At 36.5% G+C, this 14,267-nt stretch carries 12 protein-coding genes; all 12 read left to right on the forward strand.

The features are described from left to right. Positions 1-11: 11 nt before the first annotated feature. Positions 12-278: a hypothetical protein gene (locus NT175_02860; GenBank protein MCX6233651.1), complete on the forward strand. Its 267-nt coding sequence runs from the start codon at positions 12-14 to the stop codon at positions 276-278. Between the two features lie 178 nt (positions 279-456). Further along, positions 457-1,257 carry an NAD(P)H-dependent oxidoreductase subunit E gene (locus NT175_02865; protein ID MCX6233652.1) on the forward strand — a complete coding sequence of 267 codons (801 nt, stop codon included), beginning with the start codon at positions 457-459 and terminating at the stop codon, positions 1,255-1,257. 30 nt (positions 1,258-1,287) lie between these two features. Continuing rightward, positions 1,288-4,518, forward strand: a complete 3,231-nt coding sequence (locus NT175_02870; protein ID MCX6233653.1) for an FAD-dependent oxidoreductase — start codon at positions 1,288-1,290, stop codon at positions 4,516-4,518. A 10-nt stretch (positions 4,519-4,528) separates the two neighbouring features. Further along, positions 4,529-5,218 (forward strand): 2Fe-2S iron-sulfur cluster-binding protein, encoded by a 690-nt coding sequence (locus NT175_02875; protein MCX6233654.1) that lies wholly within the window; start codon positions 4,529-4,531, stop codon positions 5,216-5,218. Between the two features lie 35 nt (positions 5,219-5,253). Continuing rightward, positions 5,254-6,840 (forward strand): FMN-binding glutamate synthase family protein, encoded by a 1,587-nt coding sequence (locus NT175_02880; GenBank protein ID MCX6233655.1) that lies wholly within the window; start codon positions 5,254-5,256, stop codon positions 6,838-6,840. A gap of 154 nt (positions 6,841-6,994) precedes the next feature. Next, the gene (locus tag NT175_02885) at positions 6,995-7,312 is read left to right on the forward strand and encodes a hypothetical protein (protein MCX6233656.1); all 318 of its coding nucleotides are present in this window, start codon (positions 6,995-6,997) and stop codon (positions 7,310-7,312) included. Between the two features lie 626 nt (positions 7,313-7,938). Then, the gene (locus tag NT175_02890) at positions 7,939-9,165 is read left to right on the forward strand and encodes a hypothetical protein (protein MCX6233657.1); all 1,227 of its coding nucleotides are present in this window, start codon (positions 7,939-7,941) and stop codon (positions 9,163-9,165) included. A 207-nt stretch (positions 9,166-9,372) separates the two neighbouring features. Next, positions 9,373-9,741: a hypothetical protein gene (locus NT175_02895; protein ID MCX6233658.1), complete on the forward strand. Its 369-nt coding sequence runs from the start codon at positions 9,373-9,375 to the stop codon at positions 9,739-9,741. Between the two features lie 1,208 nt (positions 9,742-10,949). Further along, complete coding sequence (locus tag NT175_02900) at positions 10,950-12,107, forward strand: hypothetical protein (protein ID MCX6233659.1); 1,158 nt, start codon at positions 10,950-10,952, stop codon at positions 12,105-12,107. 377 nt (positions 12,108-12,484) lie between these two features. Continuing rightward, entirely contained in the window at positions 12,485-12,634 is a 150-nt protein-coding gene (locus NT175_02905) for a hypothetical protein (GenBank protein MCX6233660.1), read from the forward strand. Between the two features lie 241 nt (positions 12,635-12,875). Then, positions 12,876-13,760 carry a 5'-nucleotidase, lipoprotein e(P4) family gene (locus tag NT175_02910; GenBank protein ID MCX6233661.1) on the forward strand — a complete coding sequence of 295 codons (885 nt, stop codon included), beginning with the start codon at positions 12,876-12,878 and terminating at the stop codon, positions 13,758-13,760. Positions 13,761-13,938: 178 nt separating this feature from the next. Continuing rightward, on the forward strand, positions 13,939-14,267 hold a 329-nt coding region (locus NT175_02915; GenBank protein MCX6233662.1), incomplete at its 3' end, for an AAA family ATPase.

Genomic DNA, 14,267 nt, shown 5'->3' on the forward strand with positions numbered 1-14,267 from the left:
ATATTAAGATTATGAACCCCGAAGTTTTAGAAAAAACCATCTGTATCAATTGTAATGAATTTGATAGATGTATTGAAACAAGGCTACAGCCGATATTCTTCTGCGAGGAATATGATAATTATGTGAACGTTCAGAATGACTTTTCATACAATGAAAAAGAAGTTATGAAGAACGATAAAAACGATTATGCTGGTTTATGTCGGAATTGCGACAACCGTAAATCCTGTAATATCAGAAAAACTGATACAACAAAATGGTATTGCGAAGAATACGTATAAAAGAATAATTATGGAGACTATTAATGATGTAAGGTCTGAAATTATTGAAAAAAGTATTTGTAGCACTTGTAACAAATCGGACAAATGCCTTAATATTAGATCCTCACTTAAACCAATTATTTATTGCGAAGAGTTTGACAGCTCATTGACAACCGGAATAAAAAGATTTGTTGAGGAATTGGCTGCAAAACACAATAATCTTCTTATAGCCATTTTAGAAGAAATTCAAAAACATTATAATTATTTACCTGAAAAAATTCTTAGAGAAATTTCAGACCAGTTGAAAATACCGTTGAGGGACATTTATGGAGTCGCTACATTTTATAAAGCTTTCAGTTTAAAGCCGAGAGGAAAACATCTTTTATCCGCCTGTTTGGGAACTGCATGCCATGTCAGAGGAACAAAATCTGTTGTCGTAGAAATTGAAAAACAACTCGGCATTAAATCCGGTGAAACAACAACTGATAATGAATTTACTTTTGAAACTGTTAATTGTTTAGGCGCATGCGCTCTTGGTCCGATTGTCGTAGTTGATGGTAATTATTTTACCAGCGTAAAAAAACAAATGGTAAAACAGGTTATTGATCAAACTTTAAAAGGTCATGATTTAACAGATATTGAAAATGATAAGAGGATTTTTCCATTAAGCGTCAATTGTCCGCAATGCAATCATACCCTTATGGATAATACGCATACTCTTGATGGATATCCGTCTATCAGGGTTACAATTTCTTTTAACGGTTTGCACGGATGGCATCGCCTGTCCTCTTTATATGGCAGCTATATGTATGAGTCGGAACATCAGCGATCTTTAGGCAGTATAGCGAATTATTTTTGCCCCCATTGCCATTCCGAACTATCCGGATCAGTAAAGTGTCCTGAATGCAGTACAAGCATGATACCCATGATAATTAACAGTGGCGGTGTTGTTCAGGTATGCCCGAAGCGCGGCTGTAAAGGTCATATATTGGATATATAATAAATCTGAAATTGAAAAAGTTTAAAAATTATGAAGCAGTTATCTTCTGTTGAGAATTTCGTTGAGTTTCGAAAACTTATAGTAAATGAAGCGAAGGATAATAAACCTTGTTTGGCAATATGTGCAGGAACAGGGGGGCAGGCAAGCGGTTCGAATGATATTATGAGGATAATAAAACGCCACATAATAGAACACAATCTTAATGAAAAAATTTCTCTGAGAATTACAGGATGTCTCGGCTTTTGTGAAATGGACCCGTTTATCATTGTTGAACCGGGATTCAATCTGTACCCGAAGTTGAAAATGGAAGATGTTCCGAAAATCATAAATGCTGCCGTCAAAGGAAAGGTTATAAAAGAAATGCTATATAAGGAACCCGGCGATGATAAACGATATTTCTCACAATCAGAAATACCTTTTTTTAAGAATCAGACAAGGACGGTTTTGGGCAATAATCAAAAGATAGATCCAATCAGAATATACAATTATATTAAAATCGGCGGTTATTCGGCTTTTGAGAAAGTTATTTCTAATCCGGACCCCGAATGGATAATAAATGAAGTTGTTGATTCGGGATTAAGAGGACGAGGCGGAGGTGGTTTTCAGACAGGTCTCAAATGGAAATTTGCGAGCCGGTCAGGTAAGCAGAGAATTCAAAAATTTATTATTTGCAATGCCGACGAAGGAGACCCCGGCGCTTATATGGACCGCAGTATGCTGGAAGGAAACCCGCACTCCATAATTGAAGGGATGGTTATTGCCAGTATCGCTATCGGCGCCACCCGCGGTATAATCTATGTAAGAACTGAATATCCATTGGCTATTAAACATTCGATAATTGCGATAAATCAGGCACGTGGGCTGGGAATTTTAGGAAAAAACATACTAGGTACGGGGAGTGATTTCGATATTGAAATTATCAAAGGAGCAGGCGCTTTCGTATGTGGTGAAGAAACAGCGCTGATTAAATCTATTGAAGGGCAGATGGGACAACCAAAACAACGTCCGCCCTTCCCTGTAAATAAAGGTTTATGGGGATTTCCGACTTGTATAAATAATGTGGAAACATTGGCTAATATACCTGTTGTTATCAATTTGGGAGCAAAGGAATATGCAAAAGTCGGAACCCCGGGCAATACGGGAACAAAAATATTTTCTCTTGTCGGAAAAATAAAAAATACGGGCTTGGTCGAAGTACCGCTTGGAACTACAATTAAAGATGTTGTATATAAAATCGGAGGAGGTTCAAGTGGAAAAGCTAAAATAAAAGCCATTCAGACCGGGGGACCATCAGGTGGTTGTATTCCTGAAAAAATGTTTGATATTCCCATTAATTATGAGAGTCTGACTGAAGCAGGTTCAATTATGGGATCGGGTGGTATGATAGTAATGGACGAAAATACATGCATGGTTGACATTGCCAGGTACTTCACTAATTTTTTACAGGAAGAATCCTGTGGAAAATGCTCCACCTGCCGTGAAGGAACAAAAAGAATGAATGAAATCCTAACCAATATCACTGAAGGAAAAGGGAAAAAAGAAGATATTGACCTTCTGAAGGAATTAGGACCGGTAATAAAAGATGCCTCCATGTGCGGACTCGGACAAACCGCTGCAAACCCTTTGTTGGCAACTTTAAGGTATTTCGAAAATGAATATATTGACCACATAGAAAAGAAAAAATGTACTGCCGGAGTATGTAAGGAAATCATTTCTTCACCCTGTCAATATACTTGTCCATTAAATACCGAAGTATGCGTGTATGTTGCCCTTATTGCAAAGGGAAAATATAAAGAAGCACTTGAAATAATTAAAAAAGACAACCCTCTTCCTTCTGTGCTCGCACGGGTATGTCATCATCCCTGCGAACTGAAATGCAAAGCCGGTGAATACGGAGAGCCAATAGCAATAAAGAATTTAAAGCGATTTGTTACAGATTATGCTTTGCAAAACAATCTTGTAGCTAAAGTAAAAGCGGTTAAAAAGAAAAATGACAACAAAGTGGCAATTATTGGCTCGGGCCCCGCAGGACTGACTTGCGGATTTTATCTGGGACAAAAGGGTTATGAAGTTACCATATTTGAAAAACAAGATGTGATCGGAGGCATGATGATGTTAGGAATTCCAGAATACAGGCTGCCAAAGAAAATTGTACAAGCTGATATTAATTATATTAAAAGTGCAGGAATAGAAATCAAAACAAATTCGGCTTTAGGAAAGGATTTTAATATAAGCGATTTATTCAAGAAAGGCTATAAGGCTGTTTTTATTGCTACCGGTGCAAATGTGTCCTTAAAATTGGATATTGCAGGTGAAGATATCAAAGGAGTGATTCCGGGTATGGAAGCCTTGATAAATCTTAACCTTAATAAGAATATTGAAATCGGGAAACGTGTTGGAATTATCGGAGGAGGGAACTCGGCTGTTGATGCTGCAAGAAGTGCGCTGCGCGCTGAAACATCCGAAAGTATTACGACTGTCGATATGGCAAGAAGCGCACTCCGCACCACTAAACCCGAAAGTGTTACAATTTTTTACAGACGATCAATGTCTGAAATACCTGCATATAAGGAAGAGGTTGAAGGCGCAATGGAAGAAGGAATTGAGTTTGAATTTTTAACTGCTCCTGTACGAATCATCTCCGAAAAGGGCAAATTAAAAGCATGTGAGTTTGTCAGGATGGAGTTGGGCGAAGTAGATGAGTCGGGCAGAAGAGTACCAGTTCCTGTTAAAGGTTCGGAATTTATTGTCGAACTTGATACATTGATTGTATCAATCAGCGAAAAACCCGATGTTACTTTTCTTCAGAAAGAAGAATTGGAAATAACGAAATGGAGCACCCTGTCAATAAATAATGAAACGTTGGAAACAAATATTGAAGGGGTTTTTGCAGGAGGCGATATCGTTACCGGGCCCAATTCGGTAGTGGCAGCAGTTTCCGCCGGAAAAATCGCTGCCGAATCGATTGATCAGTATGTCCAGGGAAAAGAGGTAAAACGTGAATATAAAATTACAAGACCTTCCATGTATGTTGAACCTATGCTGTTATCCGATACAGAATTAGAGAAATTATTATCTGCAAAACGTGTTGAAATGCCATTACTGTCTCCTGAAAAGCGAAAATATAATTTAATTGAAGTCGAGCAAGGTTATACCGAAGAGCAAGCAAAAATGGAAGCAATGAGATGCTTGAGGTGTGAACTCGAAACACAAGACGGACAGAAGTTTCTGGAAAAAATAAAAGAAATAGCACAATCATAAAACAACGGATATGAAAATTACTATTGACGGGATAAATTTTGATGCACCTAAGGGCTGGACTATTCTTGAATCAGCAAAATTTCTTGGACTGGAAATTCCGACATTATGTTATAATGAAGGTCTTTCACCGTGGGGGGGATGTCGTTTATGCATTGTTGAATTATTTACAGGCAAAACATCAAAACTGGTTTCTTCTTGCACTTACCCGGTCGAAGAAGACTTGATTATTAAAACCTCTACAAAGAGAGTTTTAAATGCAAGAAAAATGGTACTTGAGCTGCTTATCGCCCAATGTCCTACTTCAAAAGTGCTTCAGGATTTGGCAGCAAGAATAGGTTTACAGCAAGTCAGGTTTACGCCCAGATGGGAAAAGTGCATTTATTGCGGATTATGTGTCAGGATGTGCCAGGAACAAATGGTGGCGGGCGCAATTGGATTTGTTAATAGAGGCAATAAACTGAAGATCAATACGCCGTTTGATAAAACTTCCGAAGAATGCCGCAGATGTGGAGGATGCATGTATATATGCCCTGTATGTATGTCAAGATGTGAAGGCATAAATCCTGAAACAGTCCTTTGTGGAAGATGTGAAAACTCGCTTCAGCCGACCTGTACTGAACTAAACGATAATTTCAATTGCTGGATGGGCCTTAAAGGTGATTGCGGTACTTGTGTTTCTGAAAAATCTAAAATAAAGTAATCAAATAAATAAAAAACTAAATAGGAGGTTATAAAATGAGTTTGTCAAAAATTAATGCAACAGCAGCTACACTAACAAAAAATAGGACAGAAGGTTCTGTAGTTCCCACAAGTGGTATGTGTGTAACATGCATAGATGGCTGCATCGGTATGTGTGAAATAGGAAAATCTGCTTACCGTGGGCATGAAGTTATTTATCCGCAACCTTTTGGAGTTATTACAACGGCAGCCGAAAAATCATTCCCTGTTGATTATTCGCATTTTAATATCATGGGCGGCGTTGTTGGCGCTCATGGTATTGAAGCTGATAGTGACAAAGCAATTTTCCCGGCGGTTAATCTTGAAGTCACTTTCGGCCATGATAAAGGGATTAAATTTAAAATGCCTTTTATGATACCCGGAATTGGTTCAACGGATATCGCTAAAAATAACTGGGAGGGCTTGGCTATTGGCTCTGCATTGGCTGGTACAGGACTCACTATCGGTGAAAATGTTGCAGGTATGGACAATGAAGCGGTTTATAAGAACGGCAAAGTAGTTGATACAGTCGACTTAAAGCGCAGGGTAAAACTTTATTTAGACCACAGGCAGGATGGTTACGGCGCTATTATAGTGCAGGCAAATGTAGAGGATGCCCGGCTCGGTAATCAGGAGTATGCAATTCGGGAACTCGGTGTAGAGTGCGTTGAATTAAAGTGGGGGCAGGGCGCCAAGAATATCGGGGGTGAAGTGAAAATAAAAAACCTGAAGAAAGCCCAGATGTTGCTGGAACGCGGGTATATTGTTTTACCTGATCCGACGGATCCCACAGTCATCAAAGCATTTGAAAATGGTGCCTTCAGTGAATTTGAAAGACATTCGCGCGTGGGAATGGTGACCGAAGAATCATTCGCAAAAAGGATTGAAGAATTACGCAAAGCCGGGGCAAAATACATTTTCTTAAAAACAGGTGCTTACCGCCCTGCTGCTCTGGCAACAGCATTGAAATTTGCTTCAAAATATAAATTGGATTTATTGACAGTAGACGGCGCCGGCGGCGGAACAGGTATGAGCCCGTGGAGAATGATGAATGAATGGGGGGTGCCTCCGGTTGAATTACATTCATTATTATATCAATACGTGAAACAATTACACGAAAAAGGTGAATACATTCCGGCTATCGCTGTTGCCGGTGGTTTTACTTTCGAAGACCAGATATTCAAAGGACTCGCTATGGGTGCTCCTTTTGTAAAACTTGTCGGTATGGCGCGCGCTCCCATTGCCGCTGCAATGGTTGGAAAAACAATAGGCAATGCCATTAGAAACCATCAAATTCCCGTTTATGTAGAACGCTTCGGAACTACTATTGATGAAGTTTTTGTAACTGCAACCGAACTCAGGCATAAATTAGGAAACGAAGAATTTGAAAAACTTCCCGCAGGAGCAATTGGATTATATACTTATTACGAACGCCTTGCACAGGGCTTGCGTCAGTTAATGGCCGGTACCAGAAAATTTGCGTTGGAATATGTTTCAAGGAATGATCTTGCTGCTATTACCCATGAAGCCAGCAATATCACTGGAATCCCATATATTATGGATTGTGATAAGGAAGAAGCGGAAAAAATCCTTGCTGGTAAATAACTCGTGTTACTTAAAATATAACAGAAGATAGAAGTCAGTGTTATAACAAAAGCATAAAGCAATACTGACTTCTTTTTGAATTATGAATTCTGACTCTTAAATTCTTTAGAACATAATATTTTCCAGTGAAAATAATCTCTGTAACCTTTTTCGGATGAAAGAACATAAAGAATATTCAGAAGATGGGGTTTTACTGAAAGAAGGACGGTACAACCTGAAGAGCCTGAAAACAGGTTTATGGAAAGAATATTATGAAAACGGTAAAATTGCTGCGGAAGAATCATTTCTGGATGGAAAACTTCATGGGTATTTCAGGTCGTACCATGAAAACGGTAATATCTGGTGCATTGGAAATTACAATCAAAACAATAAAGAAGGAAAATTTGAAATATACGACCAACAAGGGAAATTAATATTTATTCAGCATTATAACCACGGCAAATTAGTCAAGAAGGCCATACGCAATACATAATTTTAGAATATTTATTTGTGAGTTTCCCACTGAAAGGAATTTACAGGAACATCAAATGAAATAACTTTAGTAAAAATGGTTCCATAAGATGAGTTTTCAAGGTTTTGTAAAACAGACCATTAGAAAGAGTTATATAGTAGACTCAATTTTCGAAAGCCGAAGGTGCATCAAAAATTGTAAGTCGAACAACTTAGCAAAGCGATCTCATGAGGCCGACAGACCGAATAATCCCGACAGTCGAAAGGTATAATACACCGCCCTTTGGGGCGGAAAAAGGGGCCGGGGCACCGCTTGAGCGGTATTTCGTAAAACTCAACTTACACCGGGATTCATACCTGTGATTAAAAATTTAGTCGGACACTATTGCTATTATATGTAAAAACGCTGTAACTTTACATGGATGGAGTATCGTTTAGCTCGGAAAGTTACCAGAACATCCAACGCACTTTTAATGATCATTGACTCAATAACAACAGCAATTAATATAACACACCACTCAGTCTCTCCTGTCCACACCCCTAATAGTGTGCAAACAGGACTTTATGAGTTGGTGCTATAAGATAGTTAGCAGCCATGCTTGGCGACAGTGCTAACATCAAACAACAGGAACAAAAGGAACTGACAAAATGAAAATTTATGCAGAAGACACAACATCTAATTTAATTAGCAGTAAGCATGCGGAAATAAAAGACCGCATTGATAATGAAAGCGAAAGCTACATCCTAAATGTTGGTGAGACACAATATATTGAACATTTGAGAAGTCAATTTCACATTGACTTTCCAGAAATTCATACCGACAAGGTTTATGTGGACACATACGAAAAAGAAATTCCCGGGAACCGCTTTCCAGTGGAATTTATGATAATGGATAAGAGCAAATACTTCAAGAAAGACATTATCGTTTATCATATTCCATACACAGGCAATATTGATCTACTTCGTTTCAGACCGAACACTTTCACCTCTGTTATAGGAATTGAAATTCCTATTGACAGCAGAACACAAACAATAAAATTAGAGTTCATCAACTTTTACAACGATGCAGAGAAAATTAAAAGAGCTTATAATGAGAGATTGGGATATTTATTCAGTTGCTTTAATTTCTTAAAACAAGAAATTGAAGCATACAATAGTGGATTAGAGAGTTTCATACGTTCAACTCTATTAGGAAGACGACAACAACTTCTAAAGAAGAATGATTTCCTTTCATCGTTAGGGGTTCCTTTGAAAAAGAATCCTTCAACATCAGAAACATTTGCAATTCCAAAACCCGTCTTGCGGGAAAAAATTTCTATCAAACCAGTAGTAACTGAAAAAGGATTTAAACCTGAACCTACACTTGACAATGACAACTACATTAATATTTTGAAAATCATCAATGATGTAGGGAAAAACTTTGAACGGTTACCTTCTGTTTATGCAAAGAAAGGAGAAGAAGATTTGCGTGACCATATCTTATTAACATTAGATCCGAATTTTGAGTTTGGTAGTGCAAGTGGAGAGACATTCAACAAAACAGGAAAAACAGACATTCTTCTTCGCTATGACAGCTCAGTTGTATTTGTTGCAGAGTGCAAATTCTGGAGTGGAGAAAAAAAGTTTTTGGAAACCATTGATCAGCTTTTAGGTTATTTGACATGGAGAGATTCCAAAACATCAGTTGTAGTTTTTGTTCAGAATAAGGATATGACAGCAGTAGTAGAGACAGCAAAAGAGGCGACAAAAAAGCATGGCAGTTTTATTCGTGAACTTGCGGCAAGCGACACAAGTTGGTTTAATTACATTTTTTCTCTTCCAACAGACAAGAACAAAGAAATAAAAATGGCGGTACAACTATTTCACATACCATAAAGTATGAGACGACATAGCCTCGAACCAGTAGTAGCACATGCAGCTAACAAAGGATTTATGAAAAAGTGCGTTCATTGCTTAGCCAAACTTTTGTGCATCTTACTTACTTTCGACAGAGTAGACACGTTGTTGCGTCTAATTCCCCATCTTCATAAATCCTCGGAACGTTAGCTACCACCATAAAATAATATTATTTCCCTATGTAATATGAACACACAAACGATTATAATAACAATGCTTGTTCCTGCCATAACAGGTCTTGCATTTATTGCCTACAAACATCCATTGGGATTTAGGAAAATTGCATTGGGCATTGCAATAATAATTTCTTGTATTCTTGTCGGACTCATTGCTTATAATTATGGATCTATGGAGTCATATATTGACTCACTCTATAACAATATACAAACTTCAGCAAATAATGAAACATTAGAATTTAGTATTAATGGTTTACATAGAAGTAAAGAAATTATTAAGGGAGCTTTCATTATTTATTTATTATCAATGGCTTATTTAGCATTTTTATATTTTTTACCCCATATCCTTGGAATTTCATTTGGAAAAACAAAAACATAAAAGAATTTAAAAAGCAATTAATATAATGACGGCAGCTAATAAATAAGACTTCATGAGGCACGTAGTGCCCAGCATGAAGTCCACGTTGAACTAAATCCCTGGATTGCGAACTTTCTATACACTTTTCGACTATGGATTCTGATTATTTGCAACCAAATGGTTGACTGTAAGCTGTATCCTCCTGTTATTCTTTCACTTCATTTAGATATTTTTTAGCTGAAGCGATCCTCTATTCGGGTTTCTAAGGAATTTTTGCCAGGCGTAAGCAATACATTACTGATCCTGCTTTTGCGGACATTCTGCCAATGCTTTATCATGAGATTCTTACTATGTTTTACGTGGGACAAAGCACATTATTCGGCGAGCATCAGTCTGTCTAAAAACCCTCTCCTTTTCAACATCAATTTTGTTTATAATTTATTACTGAAACTCAATTTTCGAAAGCCGAAGGCGCATTAAAAATTGTAAGTCGAACAACTTAGCGAAGCGATCTCATGAGGCCGACAGGCCGAATAATCCCGACAAAGTCGGAAGGTATAATACTCCGCCCCTTGGGGCGGAAAAAGGGGCCGGGACTTACCCCGCGGTTCATACCTGTGATTACTTCTTTTCCCTGTATTTACGGGCGTTTTAGCTACTTTTAATGTATGGATTATCCCGATTCGGAAGATTCTCATTGGGATGACTGAATAAAAAACGGTTTTCCTTCTCTACGTTCGCTCAAACGGCAACATTCAGTACACATACAAGGAAAATCGCGCTCACAGATTGTTCTCATCGAATCTTCCCTGGAAGAGAAAATAGAACTGGATAACCCGGTAAGGATTATCGATGCACTTCATCGCTCACCTCTATAGGAGACTTATGTCCATCCTTAGCTTGAATGGCTTGAAACAGGCTGTTTAAAACATTTTATCGTCATTAGTTAAGCGTATTCCTGCCATAAAACTGTTTAAAACCCAATAAGATACGTCGTGAGCTACTTTTCCCTAAAAAATTACGTCATATCATTTTTCTCTGAATATTTGTACTTTTATTCCTTAATCTCAAAACGACGGGGAAGTTATTAGACGAACTGGCGTTAGCAGCCAGTATTCGACCGATTACTGATCAGAATAATTTAATAATGACACCTTTAGTAAGGGAAAATTTTGCTATAGCTTTGTAGTTATTAAACATAATATCAGTGTTTTAAAAATAATAAAAGGATGAAAAGATTAATTTTATTACTAACGGTTCTTATTGGCTTGAATGGCTATTCACAAACCAAGTATAAAACAACAGCGACCAACTATTTTAATAATATACTGTGGTCGCAAATATTCAACAATTTCGATGTCAAAATACCTATTACAGTCATATCACCTTGGGTGATGATTTTTGGTAGCATACATTATATTGATAATGATTTTTTTGTGAAGAACAATTTTATCGAGGATGATATATTTGCTAAAAAGGATATAATACTAAAGGAGTTTACTAAAACACTAAATGTTTCTTTTTTAAATTACATTCCTACTGATTCGACTCTCTTATTGAATGCTCTGTCCAAAGATAGGTTGTTATATACTATCAATTTGCAAAAATCAGATTCTGTCGTTACAACCGATTACCAATTGCCCGATAATGAAACAGGTGAAAAAGTCATATTTGACAAAAGTGGGAATTTAATATCATGCCTAAAATATAAACCCGGAAATCGAATTCTGACAACTACAACCAGTAAATTAGATTCAGTGATAATTCGCAAGACCACGAATGGACTGAAAAGCTATATTGTGTTTGATGAAAGTCGCTATTCAAATGAGATTTTAACAAGTGAGAAGATTTTCAAAGAAGAAATCTATACAAAAAAGAGAAAGTTTGTTTCGAATAACTGTTTTCAATATAATGCCATTGGTAGTTTATCTAAAGTATTAACTTTAAATAAAAAAGGTGTTGCTATTGACTCAATTGAATATTTTTATTGGGATGATACATTAACTATAATAAAGCAAAATAGGTTTCAACAGACCCCGAATCTAATTTTTTGTAAGTATAGCAATGGCTATATATCACAAAAGGAAATCATGAAAAATAAATTTTCTGTGCAAATAAATTATGAATACGACAAAGACAAAATTTCTCGAATTACGTACTTTAATAAGTCAAAAGGTACGAAGGAGAAATATGAATTTGGGTATGATATTGGAGGAGCTTTGATTTCAGTTTTGTGCAAATCGCTGAATAAATACCTTCCCAGTTATGAATTAAAACGCCAATTACTATTCACATATAATGACAAAAACAACATTAAAACAATCAAAGTTGTAAATAAAAATGGTTTCATCGAAAAGGAAATAAACTATGAGTACGATTTCAAGTGAAATATTTGCTTGATTTCTTAACAACTGATTGTTGTCGAATGATTAAATAAATATATACCAGCTGCAAACAACAGACATAAAATGTTGGGAATTCAATGATTTGCTGAGTGTTTCGCTCGTTTGTAATGATCGTATCAGTTGATAGGTATTCAGCTCCGAAATCCCCAACATTTCATACACGCGAAACGTCAGACTGTCTAAAAACCTTTCTCTTTCAACACGGATTTTGTTTATAACTTATTAGTTCTTTCCCTTGTATTGACGGGTGTTTGGGCTACTTTTAATGTATGGATTATCCCGATTCGGAAGATTCTCATCGGGATGACTGAATGTAAACCGGTTTTGCTTCTCTACCTTCGCTCAACCGGCAACATTCAGTGCACATACAAGGAAAACCCCGCTCACAGATTGTTCTCATCGAATCTTCCCTGGAAGAAAAAATAGAACTGAATAATCCGGTAAGGATTATCGATACACTTCAGCGCTTACCTCTTTCGGAGACCTATGTCCATCCTTGGCTTGAATGACCTGAAACAGACTGTTTAAATCATTTTAGCGCCATTAATTAAGCGTATTCCGGCCATAAGACTGTTTAAAAATCCAATAAAATACGTTATGAGCTACTTTTTCTTTAAAAAAAATCATATCATTTTTCTCTGAATATTTGTACCTTTATTCCTTAATCTCAAAACGATGGGGAAGTTATTAGACGGACTGGCGTTGTGCGTCATGCTTTAGCGATAGTATAAACATTAAATTAACAACAAAATGAAAAAAACAGTTTTCCTAATACTGGCACTTGGACTATTCAGTTGTAATCAACAGACAGACAATATAAAGGTTTTACAGAACCGTATTGATAGTTTGGAAAACAAACTTCATTGTTGCCAAAACAGTGAATATTTATCTCAATCTATATTATGGTTTCAGCATTCTCCGGAAATGCATGCTTTATATCTTCAAAGTTATAATGTAGCAAAAAAGGCGCTTGCTTATAACCTTAAACACAAGGTTTATAAAGGAAAAAAGAATGCGGTGGTAGTTGATATTGATGGGACAATTCTTAACAATAGTCCTTATGAGGGATGGCTTTATTTTACCAATAGTGTTTATTCTGATTCGAGTTGGAATGCTTGGGTACAAGATACCAAGGCAGAGCCATTACCCGGAACTGTTGATTTTTTAAATTTTGCAAAAGATTTGGGATGCGAGGTTTTTTATGTTTCTGATAGAAAAAACGACCTGCTTTTTAAACCAACTTTACAGAATTTAAAAAAATTTAATCTCCCATTCGCTGATGAGACACATTTATTATTGAAAACAAAAGGTGATACAACGCTGACAGGAAAATCCACTAAAGAAAAAAGACGCTTAAAAATTGAGAATGAAATGAATTGTGAAATTTTACTTTTATGTGGTGATCAAATGACTGATTTTAATAAAGTTTTTGACGTCATAAAGAGTGGCACAGAAGAGCAAATTAAAGACAGTATAAACAAATATAAAGAGAATTTTAGCAGTAGATTTATTATTATACCTAATCCTATGTATAGTGATTGGTTAATTCAAATCATTGACGGTAATAATAGAAATAATTCTTGCTCGCATCTTGATAGTTTAAGGAGTAATAAAATTATAAATTGGAAACATTAATAAGTAATGAACAGTAGCACAAACGCACAATAAAGTGTATAATCCATAAGGGTTTCAGCGGTTTGCAAAGGTTATCTCCCGTATCAAATTTTCTACTGGTAGGATACGTATATAGCCCGCAATCCCTTACGGCTCATACACTCAGCCGTTGTGTGCAATTGATTTTATTTTCAAACCTATGTTAATTATAGTCTGTGGGCTCCAAGGAGTCGGAAAAACAATTGTTGCTACTAAAATTGCCGAAAAAATAGGTGCTATTTTACTTAGAACTGATGTTATAAGAAAAAAACTGATCAAAAATCCTACATACGGCAAAGAAGAAATAATACACATTTATGATGAAATGTTTTCTAGAGCAAAAAAATTATTACTGGATAAAAATACTGTCATTTTAGATGCAACTTTTGCTGAAATACAAGATAGACATCGTGCTAAAAAAATAGCTGATGAGGCAGGCAGTAAATTTGAAATTGTAGAAGTTAAATGCTCGTCTGAAGAGATCATCAA

The sequence above is a fragment of the Bacteroidota bacterium genome, assembly GCA_026391695.1.
GTDB lineage: Bacteria > Bacteroidota > Bacteroidia > Bacteroidales > JAGONC01 > JAPLDP01.